Origin of the sequence: Shewanella zhuhaiensis (genome assembly GCF_022484835.1) — a bacterium.
In the GTDB taxonomy this organism is placed as follows: Bacteria; Pseudomonadota; Gammaproteobacteria; order Enterobacterales; family Shewanellaceae; genus Shewanella; species Shewanella khirikhana.
Map to the genome: position 1 here is coordinate 205,191 of NZ_JAKUDL010000005.1, position 19,785 is coordinate 224,975.

The following is a 19,785-nucleotide window of genomic DNA, read 5'->3' on the forward strand; positions in this document are numbered from 1 at the left end:
ATGACCTCCGGCTCAGGTGTTAGGCAATGCCAAGAATTTCACGTTTAAAGGCCGCCACCCCTTCGGCGGTGAGCCCCTGGCGTTTGGCAACTTTCTCAGCCGCAGCGGCAGCTTCCTGGGCAAAGACAGCACGGTTCTCTTTCTCGCGCTTATGGCTGGCCATGGCGGCCGACTCAAGGCGCTGCACCGCCAGCATCGCTTCCTTAATCATCCCGACGTCTGCGATCTCGCCACTTTGGGACTCGTTTAACAGGGCTTTAAACAGCTGTGAACGGGCCATCTCCAGGATGAGTTTGGTCACCTCACCGGTGGGCTTGTCGCCAAGTTCGGCCGTCCACACCTGGGTGATTTCGCGCATCTCGCGCAGGGACTTACCCACGGCCTCCATCTTGCTGGCATAGCGGTTAAGCCCGGCGCGACTGAGCTGCTGCTCTTCTGGCAAGCCCGCCGCTTTGATAAGGGCATTGATTTCATCCAGCAGATCAATCTGCTGAATCGAGCCATCACGCAGCCCGGCATCAAGGCGCTTGCGGATATCGTCCGGCAGCAAATCCACCTTGCTGCGGCGGCCTCGGGTGGGGGTGTCAGCTATTGCCATATCAGCCCCCAGCCCTTGGGCGCTTAACGCCAGGGACATAAGCGCGGCCTGCTGCCACGTCTTCACCCCGGCCATTAAGGGTGGCCAGTTGGGTGTTGCCTACAGTTTGCAGTGCAACCAGCCCCTGCTCGGTGAGCCATGCCAGTTGGGTGCGCAGCGCATCACGGCTGACGTTTAGGCCGTATGCATCGAGTCCATCCTGAAGAATGGACTCGTTTAACTCATACCCCGGCACCTCAGCCAGAAGGCGCAAAATCACCAGGCGCTGGTGCTCTGCCATAATGTTTGCCAATGCCATTGTTATCTCCTTTCAGGTGGCCAGCGTGTCAGCCCCGGCGCTCACTTTTAATTTCGTTTTCAATCAGCATGTCTACGCTGTTACGGACATGGTTAATGCCCTTTTCCATGGCGCCCAGCCGTTCGCCAAGACCGTGGAGCACCTTGTCGAGTGCATGCAGCTCATCACGTGTAGGAATGCCCTCAAGCTGTTGCTGGGTTTCCCGCTGGCGCTTTTCTATCTCAGCGACGGCCTGCACCACCCGCTCATGCTCGATACGCGGGGTAAAGCGGGTGGTAAACCAGGCCATCACAAAAGGGGCAAGCAGCCCACCAATGCCCGCCAGCACGCTCCAGTATTTGAGTAACCAATCAAGCACGGAGGCCTCCTGTACGCTTTCCGGTTCGCTGTAACTGGCGTTTGTCGTCGTCCTGCTGACAGCTTAAGCAGCGAAGGGAACTGCTGCGCTCAGCCTCCACCGCCTCCTGGCAATCGATGCAGATGCCGTTGCCTTTGGGCTTGGCTGCGACCGCAGCCGAAATGCAGGCAGCACGCTCCATGGCTTCAAGGGCCTGTGCCCGGTCTAGTTCGTCCATGTCAGTCCTTGCTTGTGGTAGCAGGCACTTTGCTGCGAAAGAGCCCCTTGAGTCCGGCACCCGCCGTAGCAAGTGAGCCCACAGCCCCAGTTGCCTCGCGCCATTTGCCGATTTCGCGCAGGCCCATGTAAGTAAGCAGCGGCGCTATCAGCAGCAGCGCCAGCTGCACCTGGGCACCATCGCCTTTACCAAAGGCGCGGGCCAGCTCCAGGGCGAGCACATACACAAAGGCGGCGATACCACTTAAGCGCGCCATCAGCGGCCGGGTGGCACGCACATAGGGGTCAGCTGCGTTATCGCCGTTCTGGATGGTGGCCTGGGTTTGTTTATGGATCTCGGTGTCACGGTTAGCCTCGATGCGGGCAAGCTCCACTTCTGCCTGACGGGCGATTTCTTCCAAACGCAGAATTTCAGCCGGGTTAAAGGTGGTAAGCCCCTTGGCCAGGGTCTCGCTGGCAGCTTTACGGCCGCTTGCGACCTCCACCAGGTCGGCCACCTTGTGGGCTGTGTCGCGGGTAGGCTTATCATCAAACAGCGCCGCTATCCCCCGAATAATGCCGGGTCCGGCATTGATTAAGGTGGTGGCGATAGCGCTTAAAGTCAGAGGGTCCATGGGCATTCCTTATGGCAGAGTTCTGGTGGCTGATTGGCTATGTGATTGGGTGTTACTTGAAGCGGTGCGGGCTTTAGCTTGAGCCTTCATCAGATGCAGAGGTGTTACTGCATGCCAGCCTTGCTCATAAAAGCTCTGGCGGGTGGCGTGGTGGCTGTAGAGCGGCACCAGTGCAGTGCTTTGGCCAGAGAGTTCGCGCTCAATGCGGGCATGAAAACCGTCCAGCGCACACTGGCGATAGACCTTGTTCTGAATGCGTTTAGGTGTATCCGTCACCATGGGTGCCGAGTTAACGGCACTGCGCTGGCGTTGTGGGATAAAGGCCATCAGCGTTGTTCCCCCGCGTTAGCAGTAAGCGTCATAGCGCCGACAAGCTCTCCGCGCTCCAGTGCCATGGCATGGCGTTTGGCGCGCTGTGGGGTTTGCCTGGCCCAGCGGCTATCGAGGGCATGGCGCGCTGCTGCGCGCCAGTCGCCACTGGCTGCGGCCTTAAGGGTGTTTTCAAATCGGGCCAGACCATTGACCCCGAGTTGATAGGCCATGCTCAGCAAGATGGTCTGGCGCGCCAGATTGGCCGCGGCAAAAGCCGGGGCAATGGTGGGGTGAGTAACAAGCTGCCCAGCCAGCAGTGCAACATTGATCCGTAGCCAGGTTTCGGCAACCGGCCGTGGCAGAGTGAAACGGTAAACGGAAAGCGGTGCATCACGGGGGCCAATGCGCTGACCAAAGCCCACGGTGGGATAACGCTCAGAGCACATATAAGGCTTGGCACGATACTGCTCTTCGTCTTCGAGTAGCTTGCTGGCAGTGGCCACCAGTTCAGGGTGGGTCAGACCTTTTTCGGTACTGCGATTAAAAGCGCAAGTGGTGCTGTGGTGACAGGAAGCTGGGGCCATAAAAAAACCGGAACGATGGACGTATTGCCATTGTTCCGGTTTGGAGAGACCGGGCGGATTGGAAAGGTTTCGGGGTTAGTGCTGAGAATCCCAGTAAGCTTGTGGTGATTCCCCATGAACATATAAATTCAACAGGGCAGCGGCTAAGTCTTTATCAAAGTCAGTATGCAATCTCCATTGTTCATCGCCAATGGTGCCGTATTCTTGTCCCAAAATATCAGGCTTGCCGCAAGGCCTGAACACTCGACCTTCCAGAGAAACCAACAACTCCATCAGCAAACAATTTAATCCACATCGCCTATGGACAAACTTGATTCTGCCAAAGACGGCTCGCTCTACTTTGCTGACAACAACTGGTTCAAAAAAGACATCCACATACATACCGAAAAGATGAAACTGAAGGCATCCGCTATCTGCGAATACAGCCTTGACGCCTTGGTTTGAGGACTCATCTTCAGCGTACTTACGTATGGCTGCCTGCCTAAAAGAGCTGAACTGATTCTGGATTACTTCGAATCCGATTAAATAGGTCGTTGCAATATCCTTGGAAACACTATTACCTTTCATGGTCAACCCTATCACCGAACGAATCACACAACATAAGCAAGAGTATAGTTAAAAACACGTTGTTACAGAGCAATATCCCTAATATCACTTGAAACGACCTGGTTAAGATTGTTTAGTTCGACTGCCACAGTAAATCCACGATGTGCACTTACAGGGACTAACCAAAGATAGCGTTCCTTTTCTAAGGGCAATTGGCGTTCTGCCATCGCAACCAGCACAACATCGTTTAAACGGGAGAGCGAAAAGGTAAAGTTGCCTAGCTGATCCGTTATGAGGATTTCTTTTGGTTCCAGTTCAATACTACTGATGAGATTGCGCGGTGAGCACACCACACTTTGCTCGTAATCTTCACGAGCAACAGGGCCTTTTTCCAACAATGCTTTGGCTGCTGAGGCCTCATCTTTTGCACCAATGCAATGCTCACTTACAAAGGCTTGCTTGAGATAAAATGCGGCTCTGAACTGCTTAAGAGGGTAAACCTTAATCTCAGTAAGAGGCAGGGTTCTTACTGTTGCTGAGTTGGTGACAATATAGACAGTTCCGGACACTTGAACAGGAAAAAAGTAGTACGCCCAGATAAGGGCTGTTAATAAGACAAGAACAAAGCGCATTTTGAAGTTCCTTCTTTCCACTGAGTGGCTATTCCCAGTACCTATAACCTATACTTTCGCAGCAGTTCTGCGGGCTTCGCGTCGAGCCTTACTTGCTTCAATCCGCGCGGGCTCCGTATAGATTTTTTCCAGCAACAAGTACGTGAAGTCCATCAGATCTTCGGCATCTTCAATCCCTAATGCCCCATCATGAGCACCATCGTTGCCATCCAGTCGGATACATACTGCCAGTTCCCTCAATGACTCCGGCCAATGCCTATTATCAAATAGCCAGTTCAATCTATCTGCTAAATTCGTTCGTTGTCGGTAATTGATGTCTGGACTGCCTTCTTCAGGTAAAAGACTTTTAGAAGAAAGATCCAGAGCTAACCTAAACATTGCGCCCGACGCATTATTGCATCCAACAGCGAGACATTTTGCCCCCTCCTCAAATGCTTGCTTTATGTCTGATGGGGTGTGCTCAGGAGCCTCAGCTACATCAATGTCAGCGTTGGTAACGAGCCTTTGGAATTTAAAATGATTCTCTAGATCATCGGGGATGGCTGCTATAGCAATTCTACCTTTATGGCTATGATCATGATTCTGGGATAAACAAAGAAGAATTGAAAGTTGTCGACACTGACGGCATTGAGCGGAAACTTCGAGAATGTCCTGGAAATTAGTAAACTTCCTAACGAATACATAGCTTTCTACGTCAAACGTCATGTTTTTCGCTTTACACCTAGGACAATCACCAACCCATAAAGCCATAATAACCTCCACGAATTAAGTGGTTATTATTCCTACAACTTACAATCAAAACAACCCCCTTTGCCTTCTTGCCACAAAGGCCGCGCGCTGCTCTGCCACTATCTGGCTGACCCGCCGCTCGGTGAGGCCATACTGGCGGCTGAGCTGCTCCAGGTTATTGCCTTTAAACTCGCGCCAGATACGGATATCCCGCAGCGCGTCTTTGAGCCGCTCGCCGTTGGGGATATAGAGATCCCGGCCACCGAGATAAGAGCTTAAGGTGGTGGCCAGTGCCTCGGCGATGAGTGCCGGTTCGGCAACCTTATATTCCTGCAGCGTGATGCGCATCAGCTCACACAGGCTTTGCAGGGTCGATGGCCAGCGGCGCATAAACTCAATGCGCTCGTCATCATCGAGGCTGGATAAGGTAAGCAGCGCCTGCTCCAGCTCTTCACTGCCTGCACCAAGCAGCTCCAGTTGCTCATCCTCAAGCTGGGGATTTAGTGGCACATCCTTTTTCACATTCATTCTGCAGCACCTGCGCCCAGGTATGCGTTAACAACGGTTTGATAACCGGCTGGGGCACCGCTTTTGCCAAGGGGCAAGGCTTCGCCGCGCTGGGCAATACGCTCAAGCAGCTCCCGCTTATGCCAGTTTTTAAGGCTTTCGAGCACCTTTACTGCCTGCACTTCATCGAGCCAACGCACGCTGTCTACCCCCATCCCCACGCCGTTTGCTTTTGATGTCATACGGCGCACGTAGGCATCGAGCGCGGCCTCGCTTGGATCGGTTATTACCAGGTGATGGCCCATGGTGATCCACACCGCTACGATACGGTCAATAAGGGCAAGCTTGCTGTGGCCGCTGGGTTTACTGAGCCTGCGGGCTGTAGTCTGCCTGCCCTCGCCCTTGTGTGGTTTAAAGCCCTTTTGTTTGAGCACCTCAAGCACGGTTTCCAGCTCATGTAGGCCCATGGCGCGCAGGGAGTCTTTGCCGGTGATGCCCTTAAGCAGGCTGCGATAGGTGTCTTCATCCAGCAGCAGCTTGCCTTTGGCAATGTTAATCAGCTGCATCAGGCGCTTTCTGCTGTCGATTTTGAATGAGTCGGTTTGCATTGGGTCTCCTTTGCCTTTTTGCGCCAGTGAGGGGCGTTTTTATCGAGCCACGCCTCAGCAACTGACTGGGTGGCTGGCAAGTGCTTCATCACGTACTTGAGCAGGACGTTTGCTGTGTAGGGCTTTACGGTTGTCATTCATGCCGTTTCCTTTGGCTGCTCATCAGTGCCGTATCACCACATACGGCAGACCAAACGGCCACTGCTTAGCAGCAGCCGGTGGTTTCGCTTAGGCGGGGATTGGCCCCCGCTTGGCACTGGCGACTTCCTTTAGCACCTTGTTCATAAAGAAGGCCACCAGGTTGCGGCGCTCTCCGGCAAACTCATGACTTAAGCCATCGAGCGCCTTGATGATGGCAGCGCCCATTTCGAGGCATAGCGCCGGATGCTCGCTGGCCATAGCGGACAGTTCGCTTCGAAGTGTCTCGAAGCTGGCCTCAAGCAGCGCCGCCAATCGCAGCTTGAAAGCGACCTGGTCGAGGCTTGCCTGGTTGTTTTGCAGCAGGTGTTTGATTGACTCCATCAGGCCACCTCCGCTTCGGCCACAGAACGGGCCACCAACGACAACTCTTTAGCCGCTTTTTGCCTGCGGGCGGCCTTTTGGCAAAATTCAGCGCGGTTTTCAGCCCAATGCTGGTTAAGGCGACAGCTCGCCTCAATGGCGGCTTTAGACCAGAGTTCAGCGGCACTTGCGTAAAGTTTGCGGCGCTCAAGACTGGCGGCTTCGGTGGCGCTTTCGAGGTAAAACTGGCTTTCATTGATGTGTTCCATGGGGATTCCTTTCAGTTGGCAAAATTGGATTAAAGGGCGCTGATATCGAGTGGCAGCTGCTGATAGCGGCCGCCGGGATTACGTTCGTAAAGGCGAAGATATTGGCTGGTACCTGTGACTTGAATGGCATCGGCGATGGCATCCATGGCGGTTTTCCAGTCGGTATCGTCAATGTCGAGCTGGCGCAGGCTCAGTACCTGGTTTACATCGATGCGACCTTGCTGGTTGACCCTAAACGCATGCTCCACCATGGCCATCAGTCGGGTGTCGGCGCCACCGCTCCAGCGGGTGATGCAGGCATCAATCAACGCCTTGGCGTGCTGGATGCGTTCATCAAACACCCGGTGTTCGCCCATGGCGCGCACCAGCTGGTAGCGGCCATCAAAACTGGTGAGGGTGACGTTGCCCTTTCTGCCGCCGTAGTTGACGCCGTACTCACTGGCTGACAGCTCAACAAAGTCGGCAATATTCCCCATGGCGAGCAGCTTGAACTCCATCATCAATTGCCGCAGTTCTTTGGCCTTAACGACCAAACTGAGCACCAGCTCATCACGCAGTTTGTCCACTGGTTTGATGCGGTTTTCCGGTACCAAATCGCCCTTGGCGTTTTGGCGATAGCCTGCGGGGGTGGCCTGCTCGGCCACTTTGTGATTAGTTTTCATGCCCATAGCTTGATACTCCATGCTAAGCGTCCTCACTCCAGCGCACCGTGACGCCGTGAAACTGCACGGCCTGTGAGCGGCGGCGGATGCCTTTGATGTTTTCGATGATGTCTACCGCCGCCTTGCGAAAATCACTGCTGGGACGGTCGATATGAATGACGTTGTTTTGCTGGCTCACAACCTGCATACCGCGCAGGCGCAAAGCCTGAATAACGTTGAACCCATTGGTGTTTTTCATGCTTTCTCCTTCATTGCGCGGTTGAACCTGGCGCCCAGGTGTTTAAGTTCCGTTTTTAACAAAGCAATCAATTGAGGTTTGTCATCACCGGCCTGCAGCATCAGGCGCCTTATGGTGCCGTCTGCGTCATAGTCGTTGCGGCGGCTCACCAAACTTGATTGCACTGTGAATACCTGGTCCACCTCCAAACTGGAGTGGCCACAGCCAGCCCTGCAGGCGCGGTACAACTTGATTCGGATTGGGTTGCCGGTGGTACGGGTGTTGCGCTGATTGGCAAGGCATTCATTCAGCGGGATCTCGCCCAGCACGGGACATAAAACGGTGCGATTCATGTATGCGCCTTCCACCAGCTTTCGCATCCGCTCCATGTCTCCTGGATATTTGCCACTCAGCACCTGACTAACTGTGGTGCGAGAGATCCCAAGCTTATTAGCCACCGCTTTTTGGCCATGCAATTCAGCCTGTTCGGCCATCACCTCAAGCCACGTCATGGTGGATCTCCTTCTTTAAGTTGGTGTCATACAGCCCATCACCCTGACGTTTGGGCGCAATTGGGCCTGAGTCTTTTACAAGTCGGAAGCTGGCGCACTGTCCGGTGCGTTGCGCATTGGGCAAGTGATCAGGGCGAGGCCTGACTACCCGGACATAGCCAAAGCGAATCAACAAGCAACAATAAGTGCGGGCTGTGCTGATGCTCACTTCAGCTGTTGCCACCAGATCTGGGTATGTGAACGTGCGCAAAATTCGCATTGATTGCCAAAGCCGTTGCTGCCCTGTGCCACGGCGATGTTTTGCTTTGCGGCTGTGCCCACGTCCAAGAAGAGTTGCTCCCTTTACAGGTTTGTAGCGTCTGGGTTTAAAACCACCTTTGAACCGCTCCCCAGTCGGGTAAGCCGTCACTTTGATCAGGCCCTGATTTTTAAGGTTCTGAATAATGCCGCTACAACTCTTAAGTCCAACCCCTGTTGCCTCAGCGAGTTCTGCGCGGGTAAAACTGGTTTGACGCTGGATCCAAGCCCAGGCCTTTTCTGTGTCGTTCGCCATAATCAATCCCTAAATGTTCAGCTTGAATCCCTTGAGAGTGCTCTGATGGCTGGGGAATGAAGCGGACTAGCGCCTGAACTCAAGGAACAGAGGTTGGTCACCCCAGCTCGACAAATCGACGTAATCCAAATCGTTCGCCAAAGCGCTGCGCTCTATTTTTTCCAGAGCCGTGAGGATGCGTCGTACCTCGCCACCACTGCGTTTGCGGATATGTTCAAGCAGGTCGTCACCCACTGAGATGCGTTCATCAAGGAGTTCTTTGGCAAAATTGTGTACATCAGCCAAATCGGCAGGTTGGAACTCGACCCACTCGCTGACCCGGTTAAACAGCTGCTTGCGGTGACTGATACGGCGAGCAATCTCTTCCATGCCTACCAGTACCACCGGCTGCTCGGTGGCATCGTAGAGATCGCGGATGGTTTCCATGATTTTTGACTGGCCGACAATGTGGTCAGCTTCATCGATAAACAGTGGCAACTGGCGTTCATTCATGCGGTCAACGATGAAATCGACGCTCTTACGCAGCGGATACAGCATGTCGGCACCCAGTTCCTCCATGACTCGGGCGAGAAATGACGAAGGGGTATCGGTGGCGTAACAGCGCACATAAATGGCATTCATGGCGCCCAGCTGATTGATGAGCCAGCAAATGGTGGTGGTTTTACCGAAACCGCTTGGGCCATGGATAAGACCGATCCCGGGGGTAATGCTGGAGCGGCCCTGAAGGTTTTCCATCAGTTCAAGACAGGCCAGCACGTTTTTAACCTCGACAACTCGGTGTTTCATATCTAATATCTCCTGTGTATTAAAGTTGGACGCAAGCGCCCACCCAACAGCCGCCACCTCAATTGGCGGCTTTTTTTACGTCTTCTTTGAGCTTGTCCAACCGACTGGCAAACAAGCGATATTTGAGGCGATAGCTCTTAAGCCATGCCTGCTCCCGCTCTGTCAGAGCGCGATTAATCGATTCGAGAGTGAGTTCTTCTGCCTTTTCATGCTCGGTGCGCATGGCATTGGCGTGGGTTTGATTAACCTTGTGCGCAGCTGCGGCCACGGTTTCAGACTCACGGCTGATTCGCTCAAGCTGGTTTTCACTATTGCTCGGAGAGGGAATACTCAGCGCTGTGAGTGCTGGGTTATCGGTAAGTGATGCCTTTGGCACAAAGCCTGTAAGGCTGCCCCGCTCTGCTGCCGCCTTGGCCAACGCCTCTGCGGCCAATCCATCGATATTGAATTTTTGCTGTAGCTCGCGGGTTGCCTTGCGAAAACTTGCCAGGACTTTTTTATCTTCCTTGCGCGCCTGTCTGAATGCGGCCGGGTCGATGTCGCGCCCGACCAAATCAAGGTTCACGGCATCGATGCAGCGACCCCAGTCATCAAGTGCGTACAAGGTGGCGCGGCCAACATCGGATGGATCGAGGAATACTCTGACTCGCTTTCTGTCCCAGGCACTTTCCTGCAACTCTGGCGCTGTGTATTTGATTCCACCGGCGCTGACGCTGCCACGAATGACGGTGGCGTCGCCGATGTGGTTGAGCAGCACGTCAAGCGCATGAGGGTTAGGCACATGGCGCGGCGTGTATCGGCTTTGGCTTATCACTTCAAAGGGTGTTTTGCCTTTCAATTCGCCTTTAAAACCGTCGTTAACCCGGTGTAAGTAGTCATATTCCACCCAGTCATTAATCATTTTCTGCAGTTCGTCAGGCGTCATCGCAAGCGCCAGGGTTTCTTCGGTATTGGCAGCTTTGTTTTTGCCCCCAATCCTTTGTGCAAAAGCTTTGGCCGATTCAATTTGCTGTCGCTCAGCTACGCTATGGCCTATATAAGCCGGTAACAGCTCGAACAGGGCTCGACTTAAGGTGCCAAAGAAGCGCTCGATAAAGGGTTTTTCCCAGCCACTGAATGGACGCGTTCTGGATTGACGGATACCCAGTAAGTCAAAGATGCCCGTGACACGACTGCTCACGTAATCACTACCGTTGTCGGTACGTGCAAGCCCTTCTTCTTCCAACATGCCCCAGGTCAGCAGGCAGCGACGAAGTAACAGACAGATACCTTCAGCATTTGAGCTGGGTGTAACCAGGACCATGGGGCGTCGGCTATACACATCAATTGCCGCCACTAAGGCGTAACGACGCAGCTTGCCGTTGGCATTTAGCATCACATCGGTTGGGGTGGAGTCGAACTCCCACACCTGATTGGGGCCGGTAAGCCACGGATAAGTGGTGCCATACAAAGGGCGGTGTTTGCTGTTGTACGCATCGGGGTTGGTGAGACTGGCAAAGGCTGCCTGATTATCTTGATGCCAACGATTCATCCAGCGACGAATAGCGCTTACAGAGGGGACTTTCCACAGATGCTCATCAGCCTTTAGCGCTGCCAGGCGATGCAATTCGTTGGCCTGATTCAGCAGGTGTGGCTTTGCGCTCACCAGTGCAATCAAAAACTCCTGCAATTGCTTGTCAGCCATGACGCTGGCTGTGACGCCGCCCCTTGTGTCGACCAGTCCCATTTTGCCTTCAGCCTCATAGGCTTTTTGCCAGCGATACAGGGTAGCTTTTGACAGTTTATGAAGATCAGCAAAAGCCTGAACACCTTCGGTTTTTCGACCAGCCACCTCAAAAGGAATTAGGAACTGCTCCATTTCTTGCAGCAACTGGAATCTGGACTCAGCAACGTTTTGCTTTGAACAGGGCAGGCTCAGGTATTTGCTCTGTGCTTCCAGCTTGGTAACTATGGCCTGACTGGGCTTGGACGTTATCGACCGAGCGGTAGCCATAACTCGCTCAGGCTGTTGAATAGCTTGCTGATGCAGGTGAGCCTGAGTCAGCGGCGGCAAACTTTTCAGGTGGTACTCTAGGCCCTTACCCTTGGCGCGAGGGCGACTTATCCAATCACCTTTTTGCGCAGATATACGGATATTTCTATCTGCCGCTGGCAGACCTGGCAGCCCTGCCAACTCCTTGGCTGTAAACCATTCTTTCATTGACCTTCTCCTTGGGAAAACTCAACGTCCAAGGTTTTGGCCAAATCCTTGATGATCTGTTTGGCTATCTGACGCTTAGGCTTTCGACCTGTGTCTGGCGCGAACAGGTTCACGTACTGCTGCACAGTTCGAGGGCAATAGCCGTGCTCTTGGGCCCAGGTACGGCAGGAATATCCTTTTGCCATCAACGCTGCCCGGATCTGGTTGGCATTGTGTATGTCCATACCTTTTCAATTTCCCTGTGGTAACATCCATAAACGTGCGCTTTGCGTGTTATCTGGTATGTTGTGACGTAAACGAAGAAAGCCCACAAATGTACGCAATGCGTATATTTATAATCATGTTTGATCACATTTATTCGCGGTTCAAGTATTTTTTCTTGATCCGTTTCTTTTTTTCATCACAAAAGTGACGACCAGCTAATATCTGGTTGTTTTTAAAAAGATTATGGATAAAGACAAAGATGCGCAGGAAAATCGGATCGACGATCCGATACTTGCTAAGGAAATAGGATCACTACCGGAGCGAATCAACGAGCTGATTGGCGACGACAGTATCAGGGAGTTTGCTCGCAGCATTGGCCTCTCTGAAGGCGCTCTGAGAATGCACCTCAAAGGCAGAACGCCTAAGCTGGCCGAAGTTATAAAGATGGCCCGGTATCGCGGCGTGAATCTGGAATGGTTGGCAACTGGTAAAGGCCCAAAGCATCAGACCCAAGAAGAGTCTGAATCAACCTATGCCGTTGTCTCTTGCGCAGAATTTGACGAAGAGTACGCACTCATTGACGGGTTTCATGCCCAAGTAAGCATGGGCCATGGTGCAGTTTGGGAAAATGAACAGGTAAAACGTAAGCTGGCATTTAGGTACAAGTGGCTGCGGTATAGAGGATTAAACCCCGAGCACCTGAGAGTGGTGTTTGCGAAAGGCGACTCTATGGAGCCAACAATCCACAGCGGTGACTCCATCCTGGTTGATACAAGCCAAACACAACTGGATGACTCCATCTATGTCTTGAGCCTTGGTGGCGATTTGTTTGCAAAACGAGTGCAACGTCGTATCGATGGCGGGATTGATGTGATATCGGACAACACCGATTATAAGACCCAGACTGTGCAAGGCTCAGACCTGAAGCAGTTGACCATCGTTGGCAAGGTTGTTTGGGTAGGAAAGGACATCAAGTGAGATTTCTCATTTATACGGAGCTGTTGCGCAGCTCCGGTCCTTTTTCTCAATTAGCTTTGCGTTTAGAAAGAAGCCGTTAACGAGCCTTTAAACCCCCATCAAACCCGCATGGTTTCTGGAAATTTCTCACCAGTTTTCATTCATTCCCGCCTGATCCCATTATTCTCATTCCCCCTGACCCGTTACACTAAATGAGAAATCGCGCCGCCTAAATGAGAAAAGCCCTTCGGGGCTTTTTACTTGCCAGCCCCTTGCTGTAGCGCGCCGCCAAGAATGACAAGTACTAAAGGCCCTTGCGGGCCTTTTTGCTATCTGCGATAGCGGGCTCGCTTTGGGTTTATGTCTTTCCCCAATCAAATGGCCTGTTCACTGGTATCAATTTCTACCAAGCTTGGTTATCTTAGCGGATATGCCTGATATCTATATCAATTCAGCCAACGAGCCGACAATACTGCAAAGCCGTGGCATTCAGCTAAATACCCAGTCAAGGCAGGTCAGCATTGATGGCGAAGCCGTGAATATCAATGGCCTCAGTTATCGCCTGCTGGAAGTGTTTCTGCTCAATGCCGCTAAGCCGCTGCCCACAAAGCAGTTGGCGAGATTAGTGTGGAATAAAGAATTTGTCAGCGATGAAACCCTGGCCCAGCGGGTTTCGCTGCTTAGAAAGGCCTTGGGCGAGACCGGCCGGGATGCCATAGAAGCCGAGCGCGGCGTGGGTTATATCTGGCTTGGGGAGGTCACCTCAGCATCCGCCGAAGCGCCCACATCACCAAGCGCAGCCCCCAAGCCTCCAGGCGCTGCCCCCAAGCCTCCAGGCGCTGCCGATGCAGCCTTGCCCCCCCCAGTGTATACGCAAACAGCCACCAAAGGAGAAAAGCGGTATTGGCCAGTCGTAATAGCGGCTGCCCTGATGTGCGCCCTGGCCCTGCTAGCCTGGGTTAGTTGGCAATCTGCTACCTCTGATAGTGGCGCAGGCAACGGGAAAGTTAGCAACAACCAAGAGGCTGCTGACTTACCTGTACTGCTGCGAAAGGCCGGGCAATTTGCCAACCAGCACACGGCGGCAGGTAATCTGCTGGCTATAGAGCTCTACCGGCAGTTTTTAGCCAATGCGGCGGATAAGCAGCAGGCACAGATTGGCCTTTGTAAGGCGCTGCTGGAGCGGGTGGCCAAGTTCGATGGCAAAGCGGAATTGCTGGATGAAGCCGCCAGCCTTATCACAGCCCTTAAGCAAAACCCGCAGCCGGACGCCGAAATCCTCTGGCTCGAAGGCTACCATCAGGATGTGCTTGGCAATATCAATCGGGCCATTGCCAGTTACGAGCAGGCACTCGCAAAGCCCTCAAAGCTGCAAAGCCGGATAGCAGGCTCCCTCGCCTACCTCTACACCCAAAAAGGGCGGCTGTACGAGTCAATCAACCTCAATCTGTCGGCGCTGGCGGGCAATAGCCCGTACAAGTATCTGCAAATTGCCGAAGTGCTCTATCTGGCTGACGCGCCCCGGGCCTATGAGTGGATAGGGCTAGCCTACAGTCTGGCCCCCAACGACAACTTCACCTCGCTGCTCTATGCCAGGTCTTTGATGGTGAATAACCAATCTGCTAAGGCACTTGCGGCAATTGAAAAGCTGCACGCCTTGGATACGGCCACCGCCGACAGTCTGCTGTTGCAATCATTGATTGCGATGCAGGCCGAGGATTGGCAAAGAGCAATGGCGTTGCTGGACAGCGCAATTTCGAAAGACAGCAACTCGGCCACCGCCCTTGCCCTGCGCTACTGGCTGCTAAAAACTGAGCCTGGAGCAGATACACAGCTAGCTGGCATGCCGCCCAAACCACAGATAAACCCCAGCCCGGATGGCTGGCCTAACCTCTTCATTGCCCAAAGCCTGCTGGACATCGCCGATGGCCATAACCAGGCCGCAATCGAGGCGCTGGACCAAGCGGCGGGGCTTGGCTATCTGGACCATAAATTTATTGCCAGTCTGCCCCCTTTTAAAGGCCTGATACAGACAGGCAAGCTACAAAAGGTGCTGGACCATATGGCCGATTTAAGTGCCCGCGAGCGCACCAAAATCGGCCTGATATCCCTGCCCGACCCTAATCAACTATTGCAGGCAGCACAATAGCGGCAAAAATGCCCTGAGATTGTTTGTGCATGTAAGGCGTGTTGTATGCGGTGGCAGCAATCACCGCCGTAAGCTGAAGCTCAGGCACGATAAACAGATAGTTACCACCATTACCAGCTGCCGCAAAGGCATTGATTGTTTTGCCCTTTATCTCATAGGGGAACTGCCAGAATGTGAGGCCATAGCTGGCATTAAGCTCTGGCATAGACTCAGAATAGGCTGTCAGGCTCTTGGCAATCCACTCGGCGGGCAAGAGTTGTTTGTCGCCCCAACGACCCTTGTTCAGGATCAGCTCGCCAATTTTCAAAAAGTCCCGCGGCGCTATTCGCAGCCCGCCGCCGCCCTGAGTAATGCCGGTGGCCGAATACAGCCACTGGGTCTCGCCCACACCAATGGGCTTTAACAGCGCCGCGTCGGCATAATCAGACAGACGCTTACCAGACGCTCGCTCGATGGCCGCTGCGGTAATGGAAATGCCTGCGGTGCAGTAAGAAAAGTCACGGCCGAAGGGCTGCTTATCCATCGGCGCTTCCCAGGGCGGATTGGCCCGTGACGGCAAATCGAAGAAGAATCGCAACCAGTCTTTACGCAGATACATCCGCTCTTCATTGCCGGCCGAGAAATTATTCATATCGTCACATTCGAGGGGATTGGTCATCGACAGCAAGTCGAAAAAGCTCATCGCCGACTTCTCGGCGCTGGGGTACAGCAAGGGTTCATAGTCTTTAAACAGCGGCAATACCTTGTCGTGCTCTGAGTTAAAATAGCCATCGTGCAGCGCAACCCCAAACATCAAGCCAGTCAGGCTTTTACTGGCAGAGCGAAAGTCGTGCAGGCCGTCCGCCTTGGCGCCGTTGTAGTAAGACTCATGCACCAAGCTGCCCTGATGCATCACTATCACGCTGCTTAGCAGCTTCGGCTCGGATGCCAGTATCTGCGCGCCAATGTTCAGCTTGTCGCTTACCACATTTGCTGTGGCGGCTTCACTTTGCTGCGAGGCGCTTTGCTGAGTTACATCAGTCGTAGAAGCTTCGGCTGCAGCAATGCTCAGCGCAGCAACCACCATTATCAATAGGCTGTTTCGTCTCATATTATCTTCCTTCGGATTAGTGAGACTCACAGCTTAGGGACAAACTTGCCGGAAGGGTCTTAAAGGTTTCTGAAGATTGTTGAAGGGACAGCGATATTTAATTTTTACTATAAAAGTCAATTGAGTACATAAATAACGGGTAGAGGTTATGGCCTGTACAGCAAAGAGTTCTCAACGGATTTGATTGCATAAATCGCTTTGTAAGCGACTTAAATCGACGCCTAAAGGGATTACATACTGCTCAACAACTGTGTTGAGACAGAGCTAACTTTTTAGCGCAACAATTATCGGTAGCTCACTTTGGCCTTATGAGCTGACCAGTTTCATCTCACCTTCCCTGGAGCACCTTCGCTATCTAGCCCTGTGCTGCCACTTCATTCGTATTCACTTACAAATATCACTCTATTTTCTGTCTGTCAGTCCTTAAGGGTTAATCATAAAATCAATGGCTATAGACCAATCATCTCAAAGGCTCTATGTATAAAAACAACAACGTTAAGAATACTTTAGTCGCACTACTTCCATGCCTCTGCCTATGGAGTATCCCATCTATGGCTCAATCTATGGCTCAAACCAACCCCCGACTTCAATTGTTGCTGGAACAACAACTCAACACCCAACTCAGAGAAACCAGGTTGATGGGCATGGGGGCTGTGGTGATCCAAAATGGGGAAATTCGGGCACTTGCCACTGAAGGGAAGCAGGAAAAAAGCCGAGACACCCCGCTCTCGGTCCAAGATAAGTGGCATCTGGGGTCTGTCACCAAATCCATGACTGCCACTGTGATTGCCCGGCTAGTGCAAAAAGGTATTCTAAGCTGGGATCAGGGGATTGAGTCTATTCCTCCCGGCAAAGGCGGCATAGACGCCGGCTGGCAACAAGCTACTCTGGCCCACTTGCTGCATCACACATCAGGTGCACCAGCAAATTTCCCTATATCAATCATGTTCAAAGACGACCCCGACAATGAGCAGCAGCTGCTGGAGGCCAGGCTAAAAGCCGTGCAAAAAATACTGGCTGATGCTCCGGAACACGCACCGGGCAGCCAGTATCAATACTCCAACACGGGCTACACCATAGCCGCCGTTATCGCCGAGAAGGCTACCGGCAAAAGCTGGGAGAGCCTGATGCAGCAAGAACTCTTTATCCCGCTGGGGCTTGGTTCTGCAGGCTTTGGCCCGCCGCAGGATGAACCGGACAACTCCCAGCCACGTGGCCACAAGTCAATACTCGGATTTACCTTTTCAGTCACCTCCAATGCCGACAATCCCAAATTGATGGGACCTGCTGGCAGCGTTCATATGAGTCTGACCGACCTCGCCCGCTACGCCAACGAGCATCTGCTTGGCAGCAGCGGGCGCAGCCAATTTCTGCCACACGACCAGTTCAGTCGCCTACATCAGCCGTCATTGGATGATTACGCCAAAGGCTGGGTCATAAAGCAAAGACCAGCCGCAGAGGGAGGACAAACTCTCTGGCACAATGGCTCAAACACAATGTGGTACAGCCTGCTAACACTGCTACCCGAGTACGATGCGGCCATCGCCATTAATATCAACGATGGCCGCATCGACAAGGCCGAACGCAGTGCTATTCACATTTTCCGCAGCCTGAAAAAGGTCTTGCAGGAAGATCACAGCAAGACACCAGAAACCGAGCAGAAAAGTCAGCCCCCCCGCAACACCTCTGCTGCGGAAAGCCACACAACACTGCGCTCTTCTCCCTAAAGGCAAACCCAGCAAAACACAGAGCCAACCCTTGCCAGTTGTTGCTTTACTTTCTGAGGGGCTGAGCGACGCAGGTCATTTGCCGCCTGAATAGTAATATCCCTCACGCGACGGTTAATCACTTGGTAAAAGGGCGTACTTTCAGCATCAATCAACTGACAGCGAGCTATAGTCATGATGAGCCTCGACTGACGAAAAGGGGATGCCTCAAAGGCTAGTCAAGAGCGTGCGAAACCTCAGAAAGATATGGCTGTCCTCAAAGTTCTCCCAACACCCAAAGCGGCTTCGATGGGGGATGGCGTATGCCTAATCCACAATGCTGTAGCTGATATATCTTTTTCTGTTATAGGGGTATAACGCCCTAATAACGACTGTGCGGCTCCCCCTTCAAATCCCCCGGGGCAAGTCAGTCTTTTTCACCTTTATAACCAGTAACCATGGCCTTCACCAGATTCTCGCCGTGGGCGCGGGATGACAGGAATACCCCGCCCACATGCAGTATGACCAACAGCAGGGTGAAGTTGACAAAGAACTCATGGATTTCTTCCCAGAACTCCTCGGCTTCGCTCTCGGCGCCTTCATGGTCATGATAGTCGCCCACCGAGGCGTAGGCTTGCCGGTTGTGCCCGTCGCTGCCAAAGGCGCTCTGATGATGGTCATCGTCATCATCGTCCTTGCCTGCTGCTGGCTGCTTGATGGCGATATCTGGCTGAGCTGCGAGGGTTGGCGCACTATCGATTTGAGCAATGCCGGTTTGAGCCATCTCGGTTTGGCTATTGCCGTCGCTTTGAGCGATGCCGGTTTGGGCAAAAGGTCCCTCGCCTTCATAGCCGAGGATTTTAAGGCCGCTGAACCCGGTGGCGAGTATCGAGGCAAGCAGCATTAACACCATCAGGCCGCCAGCCGGGTTGTGGCCCTCATACCGCGGCCCTGCACCTTGGTCATCGCCACTGACAAGCCCCTTAAGGTAACCAAAGGCCGCAACCGGTGAGCGCACAAAGTCGCTGAATCTCGCGTGCCTGGTGCCAATAAAGCCCCACACCAGCCGCATCAGGATAAGGCCAAGGATGAAATAGCCACTGGCCACATGCAGGCTTTGCAATTCATCGCCACTCACGTAGCTCACCACAAAGGCGATAACCAGCGACCAGTGGAAAGTTCTGACAAAAATGTCCCAAACGTATTTTTTCTCTTGCATGACACTGACTCCTGTGTGATGTCTAAAAAGGCCCTGCTGCTATTGCGGTTTTCAGTGGCTACCGGGTAAAAGTTCACCCGCAGCAGGGCTTGGATAATCGGCGCCGTAAGGCTCTATTCGATAAGCGGATTATCTGCCTGTGAATGGCCAGATACATTGGGCAAACGCCTGACTGACAAGCCTTTAGGACATTTGCCGGATACATCAAAGGGCCATAAATCTGGCCAAAACAGCGATAACAGAGGAATTGAGGACAACCAATGCCAAACCGCGACACCTTGACCATAGGGCTGCTGCTATTGGTGATTTTTGCCAGTGGTCAGGATCTTTATGCCGATTTAAGCCAGGGGGCTTCCAAGGCGCACCTGTTTCAGGAAGGCGCGCTGTTGCTGCTGGCTACCCTGATGCTGGCTTGGATGTTAAACAGCCACCATAGGCAAAAGACTGAGATAGCCGAGCTGAAACAGGCGCTGGATGAGGCCCGTAATCTGCCGCTGCCACAGGATGAAGGCCTGATAGATGCAAGGCACAGATTATCGGAAGTGATAGCACTGCAATTTCAGCGCTGGGAGCTATCCCAAAGCGAGAAGGAAGTGGGGTTGCTGTTACTTAAGGGCTTGTCGCTAAGAGAAATTGCCCTGCTGCGCGGCACGGCAGAGAAGACCATTCGCCAGCAGGCCTCGGCGGTGTACAAAAAGGCCGGAGTCAGCGGCAGACATGGCTTTGCCGCCTGGTTTATTGAGGATTTTCTCTAAGGC

The 19,785-nt window shown here is 53.1% G+C and carries 27 protein-coding genes and 1 other RNA gene; 4 read left to right on the forward strand and 24 right to left on the reverse strand.

Translation table 11 applies throughout. The features are described from left to right. Positions 1-19: 19 nt before the first annotated feature. From MJ923_RS14845 to MJ923_RS14950, 22 genes are all read right to left on the reverse strand, one after another. Positions 20-598 carry a DUF3486 family protein gene (locus tag MJ923_RS14845; RefSeq protein WP_240591768.1) on the reverse strand — a complete coding sequence of 193 codons (579 nt, stop codon included), beginning with the start codon at positions 596-598 and terminating at the stop codon, positions 20-22. A gap of 1 nt (position 599) precedes the next feature. Next, positions 600-896: a VpaChn25_0724 family phage protein gene (locus MJ923_RS14850; RefSeq protein WP_240591769.1), complete on the reverse strand. Its 297-nt coding sequence runs from the start codon at positions 894-896 to the stop codon at positions 600-602. Positions 897-924: 28 nt separating this feature from the next. Then, positions 925-1,254 (reverse strand): DUF2730 family protein, encoded by a 330-nt coding sequence (locus MJ923_RS14855; protein ID WP_240591770.1) that lies wholly within the window; start codon positions 1,252-1,254, stop codon positions 925-927. Continuing rightward, positions 1,247-1,471, reverse strand: coding sequence for a hypothetical protein (locus tag MJ923_RS14860; protein ID WP_240591771.1), 225 nt, complete (start codon positions 1,469-1,471; stop codon positions 1,247-1,249). The genes MJ923_RS14855 and MJ923_RS14860 overlap by 8 nt, the downstream gene beginning before the upstream one ends. Position 1,472: 1 nt before the next feature. Further along, complete coding sequence (locus tag MJ923_RS14865) at positions 1,473-2,084, reverse strand: hypothetical protein (RefSeq protein WP_240591772.1); 612 nt, start codon at positions 2,082-2,084, stop codon at positions 1,473-1,475. Between the two features lie 9 nt (positions 2,085-2,093). Continuing rightward, positions 2,094-2,411, reverse strand: coding sequence for a hypothetical protein (locus MJ923_RS14870; RefSeq protein ID WP_240591773.1), 318 nt, complete (start codon positions 2,409-2,411; stop codon positions 2,094-2,096). Continuing rightward, complete coding sequence (locus MJ923_RS14875) at positions 2,411-2,980, reverse strand: lysozyme family protein (RefSeq protein ID WP_240591774.1); 570 nt, start codon at positions 2,978-2,980, stop codon at positions 2,411-2,413. The genes MJ923_RS14870 and MJ923_RS14875 overlap by 1 nt, the downstream gene beginning before the upstream one ends. A gap of 75 nt (positions 2,981-3,055) precedes the next feature. Then, a complete protein-coding gene (locus MJ923_RS14880; RefSeq protein ID WP_240591775.1) occupies positions 3,056-3,547 on the reverse strand; it encodes a hypothetical protein in 492 nt (163 codons plus the stop codon). Positions 3,548-3,609: 62 nt separating this feature from the next. Beyond that, the gene (locus tag MJ923_RS14885) at positions 3,610-4,158 is read right to left on the reverse strand and encodes a hypothetical protein (RefSeq protein WP_240591776.1); all 549 of its coding nucleotides are present in this window, start codon (positions 4,156-4,158) and stop codon (positions 3,610-3,612) included. Positions 4,159-4,206: 48 nt separating this feature from the next. Next, on the reverse strand, positions 4,207-4,908 hold the full coding sequence (locus MJ923_RS14890) for a DUF4145 domain-containing protein (RefSeq protein ID WP_240591777.1): 702 nt from the start codon (positions 4,906-4,908) through the stop codon (positions 4,207-4,209). Positions 4,909-4,953: 45 nt separating this feature from the next. Continuing rightward, positions 4,954-5,415, reverse strand: a complete 462-nt coding sequence (locus MJ923_RS14895; RefSeq protein ID WP_240591778.1) for a Mor transcription activator family protein — start codon at positions 5,413-5,415, stop codon at positions 4,954-4,956. Continuing rightward, positions 5,412-6,002, reverse strand: a complete 591-nt coding sequence (locus tag MJ923_RS14900) for a gp16 family protein (protein ID WP_240591779.1) — start codon at positions 6,000-6,002, stop codon at positions 5,412-5,414. Before MJ923_RS14900 ends, MJ923_RS14895 begins: the two co-directional genes overlap by 4 nt. Before the next feature lie 149 nt (positions 6,003-6,151). Further along, positions 6,152-6,232: hammerhead ribozyme type II (locus MJ923_RS14905), an RNA gene on the reverse strand. Next, positions 6,231-6,524, reverse strand: coding sequence for a hypothetical protein (locus MJ923_RS14910; RefSeq protein ID WP_240591780.1), 294 nt, complete (start codon positions 6,522-6,524; stop codon positions 6,231-6,233). The genes MJ923_RS14905 and MJ923_RS14910 overlap by 2 nt, the downstream gene beginning before the upstream one ends. After that, positions 6,524-6,772 (reverse strand): ANR family transcriptional regulator, encoded by a 249-nt coding sequence (locus tag MJ923_RS14915; protein WP_240591781.1) that lies wholly within the window; start codon positions 6,770-6,772, stop codon positions 6,524-6,526. The genes MJ923_RS14910 and MJ923_RS14915 overlap by 1 nt, the downstream gene beginning before the upstream one ends. A 29-nt stretch (positions 6,773-6,801) precedes the next feature. Continuing rightward, positions 6,802-7,434 (reverse strand): DUF3164 family protein, encoded by a 633-nt coding sequence (locus tag MJ923_RS14920; RefSeq protein WP_240591782.1) that lies wholly within the window; start codon positions 7,432-7,434, stop codon positions 6,802-6,804. A gap of 22 nt (positions 7,435-7,456) precedes the next feature. Further along, on the reverse strand, positions 7,457-7,672 hold the full coding sequence (locus MJ923_RS14925) for a DUF2067 domain-containing protein (RefSeq protein WP_240591783.1): 216 nt from the start codon (positions 7,670-7,672) through the stop codon (positions 7,457-7,459). Further along, on the reverse strand, positions 7,669-8,163 hold the full coding sequence (locus tag MJ923_RS14930; protein WP_240591784.1) for a helix-turn-helix domain-containing protein: 495 nt from the start codon (positions 8,161-8,163) through the stop codon (positions 7,669-7,671). Before MJ923_RS14930 ends, MJ923_RS14925 begins: the two co-directional genes overlap by 4 nt. Next, positions 8,150-8,716: a hypothetical protein gene (locus MJ923_RS14935; protein ID WP_240591785.1), complete on the reverse strand. Its 567-nt coding sequence runs from the start codon at positions 8,714-8,716 to the stop codon at positions 8,150-8,152. Before MJ923_RS14935 ends, MJ923_RS14930 begins: the two co-directional genes overlap by 14 nt. Positions 8,717-8,782: 66 nt before the next feature. Next, the gene (locus MJ923_RS14940; protein WP_240591786.1) at positions 8,783-9,502 is read right to left on the reverse strand and encodes an AAA family ATPase; all 720 of its coding nucleotides are present in this window, start codon (positions 9,500-9,502) and stop codon (positions 8,783-8,785) included. Between the two features lie 58 nt (positions 9,503-9,560). Beyond that, a complete protein-coding gene (locus MJ923_RS14945) occupies positions 9,561-11,702 on the reverse strand; it encodes a DDE-type integrase/transposase/recombinase (protein WP_240591787.1) in 2,142 nt (713 codons plus the stop codon). Beyond that, positions 11,699-11,926 carry a helix-turn-helix domain-containing protein gene (locus MJ923_RS14950; RefSeq protein ID WP_240591788.1) on the reverse strand — a complete coding sequence of 76 codons (228 nt, stop codon included), beginning with the start codon at positions 11,924-11,926 and terminating at the stop codon, positions 11,699-11,701. Before MJ923_RS14950 ends, MJ923_RS14945 begins: the two co-directional genes overlap by 4 nt. Before the next feature lie 223 nt (positions 11,927-12,149). Between MJ923_RS14950 and MJ923_RS14955 the strand changes: the two genes are divergently transcribed. Both MJ923_RS14955 and MJ923_RS14960 read left to right on the forward strand, forming a co-directional pair. Continuing rightward, complete coding sequence (locus MJ923_RS14955) at positions 12,150-12,884, forward strand: LexA family transcriptional regulator (RefSeq protein WP_240591789.1); 735 nt, start codon at positions 12,150-12,152, stop codon at positions 12,882-12,884. A gap of 409 nt (positions 12,885-13,293) precedes the next feature. Continuing rightward, on the forward strand, positions 13,294-15,012 hold the full coding sequence (locus tag MJ923_RS14960) for a winged helix-turn-helix domain-containing protein (protein WP_240591790.1): 1,719 nt from the start codon (positions 13,294-13,296) through the stop codon (positions 15,010-15,012). Here the strand turns inward: MJ923_RS14960 and MJ923_RS14965 are convergent. Then, the gene (locus tag MJ923_RS14965; RefSeq protein WP_240591791.1) at positions 14,984-16,102 is read right to left on the reverse strand and encodes a serine hydrolase domain-containing protein; all 1,119 of its coding nucleotides are present in this window, start codon (positions 16,100-16,102) and stop codon (positions 14,984-14,986) included. The genes MJ923_RS14960 and MJ923_RS14965 overlap by 29 nt on opposite strands. Positions 16,103-16,653: 551 nt before the next feature. On the opposite strand from MJ923_RS14965, the gene MJ923_RS14970 reads away from it, so the two are divergent. Beyond that, complete coding sequence (locus MJ923_RS14970) at positions 16,654-17,829, forward strand: serine hydrolase domain-containing protein (protein WP_240591792.1); 1,176 nt, start codon at positions 16,654-16,656, stop codon at positions 17,827-17,829. A gap of 406 nt (positions 17,830-18,235) precedes the next feature. Here the strand turns inward: MJ923_RS14970 and MJ923_RS14975 are convergent, their stop codons facing one another. After that, a complete protein-coding gene (locus MJ923_RS14975; protein ID WP_240591793.1) occupies positions 18,236-19,027 on the reverse strand; it encodes a cytochrome b/b6 domain-containing protein in 792 nt (263 codons plus the stop codon). Positions 19,028-19,287: 260 nt separating this feature from the next. Between MJ923_RS14975 and MJ923_RS14980 the strand changes: the two genes are divergently transcribed. Next, a complete protein-coding gene (locus MJ923_RS14980) occupies positions 19,288-19,782 on the forward strand; it encodes a helix-turn-helix transcriptional regulator (RefSeq protein WP_240591794.1) in 495 nt (164 codons plus the stop codon). Positions 19,783-19,785 lie beyond the last annotated feature (3 nt).

Coding starts and splice junctions, on each gene's coding strand:
- MJ923_RS14860 (WP_240591771.1), bottom strand. CDS start 1,471: ATGGACGAACTAGACCGGGCACAGGCCCTTGAAGCCATGGAGCGTGCT.
- MJ923_RS14870 (WP_240591773.1), bottom strand. CDS start 2,411: ATGGCCTTTATCCCACAACGCCAGCGCAGTGCCGTTAACTCGGCACCC.
- MJ923_RS14875 (WP_240591774.1), bottom strand. CDS start 2,980: ATGGCCCCAGCTTCCTGTCACCACAGCACCACTTGCGCTTTTAATCGC.
- MJ923_RS14895 (WP_240591778.1), bottom strand. CDS start 5,415: ATGAATGTGAAAAAGGATGTGCCACTAAATCCCCAGCTTGAGGATGAG.
- MJ923_RS14970 (WP_240591792.1), top strand. CDS start 16,654: ATGGCTCAATCTATGGCTCAAACCAACCCCCGACTTCAATTGTTGCTG.
- MJ923_RS14975 (WP_240591793.1), bottom strand. CDS start 19,027: ATGCAAGAGAAAAAATACGTTTGGGACATTTTTGTCAGAACTTTCCAC.
- MJ923_RS14885 (WP_240591776.1), bottom strand. CDS start 4,158: ATGCGCTTTGTTCTTGTCTTATTAACAGCCCTTATCTGGGCGTACTAC.
- MJ923_RS14910 (WP_240591780.1), bottom strand. CDS start 6,524: ATGGAGTCAATCAAACACCTGCTGCAAAACAACCAGGCAAGCCTCGAC.
- MJ923_RS14945 (WP_240591787.1), bottom strand. CDS start 11,702: ATGAAAGAATGGTTTACAGCCAAGGAGTTGGCAGGGCTGCCAGGTCTG.
- MJ923_RS14935 (WP_240591785.1), bottom strand. CDS start 8,716: ATGGCGAACGACACAGAAAAGGCCTGGGCTTGGATCCAGCGTCAAACC.
- MJ923_RS14920 (WP_240591782.1), bottom strand. CDS start 7,434: ATGAAAACTAATCACAAAGTGGCCGAGCAGGCCACCCCCGCAGGCTAT.
- MJ923_RS14950 (WP_240591788.1), bottom strand. CDS start 11,926: ATGGACATACACAATGCCAACCAGATCCGGGCAGCGTTGATGGCAAAA.
- MJ923_RS14850 (WP_240591769.1), bottom strand. CDS start 896: ATGGCATTGGCAAACATTATGGCAGAGCACCAGCGCCTGGTGATTTTG.
- MJ923_RS14955 (WP_240591789.1), top strand. CDS start 12,150: ATGGATAAAGACAAAGATGCGCAGGAAAATCGGATCGACGATCCGATA.
- MJ923_RS14980 (WP_240591794.1), top strand. CDS start 19,288: ATGCCAAACCGCGACACCTTGACCATAGGGCTGCTGCTATTGGTGATT.
- MJ923_RS14940 (WP_240591786.1), bottom strand. CDS start 9,502: ATGAAACACCGAGTTGTCGAGGTTAAAAACGTGCTGGCCTGTCTTGAA.
- MJ923_RS14925 (WP_240591783.1), bottom strand. CDS start 7,672: ATGAAAAACACCAATGGGTTCAACGTTATTCAGGCTTTGCGCCTGCGC.
- MJ923_RS14900 (WP_240591779.1), bottom strand. CDS start 6,002: ATGCAAACCGACTCATTCAAAATCGACAGCAGAAAGCGCCTGATGCAG.
- MJ923_RS14845 (WP_240591768.1), bottom strand. CDS start 598: ATGGCAATAGCTGACACCCCCACCCGAGGCCGCCGCAGCAAGGTGGAT.
- MJ923_RS14865 (WP_240591772.1), bottom strand. CDS start 2,084: ATGGACCCTCTGACTTTAAGCGCTATCGCCACCACCTTAATCAATGCC.
- MJ923_RS14960 (WP_240591790.1), top strand. CDS start 13,294: ATGCCTGATATCTATATCAATTCAGCCAACGAGCCGACAATACTGCAA.
- MJ923_RS14880 (WP_240591775.1), bottom strand. CDS start 3,547: ATGAAAGGTAATAGTGTTTCCAAGGATATTGCAACGACCTATTTAATC.
- MJ923_RS14930 (WP_240591784.1), bottom strand. CDS start 8,163: ATGACGTGGCTTGAGGTGATGGCCGAACAGGCTGAATTGCATGGCCAA.
- MJ923_RS14890 (WP_240591777.1), bottom strand. CDS start 4,908: ATGGCTTTATGGGTTGGTGATTGTCCTAGGTGTAAAGCGAAAAACATG.
- MJ923_RS14915 (WP_240591781.1), bottom strand. CDS start 6,772: ATGGAACACATCAATGAAAGCCAGTTTTACCTCGAAAGCGCCACCGAA.
- MJ923_RS14965 (WP_240591791.1), bottom strand. CDS start 16,102: ATGAGACGAAACAGCCTATTGATAATGGTGGTTGCTGCGCTGAGCATT.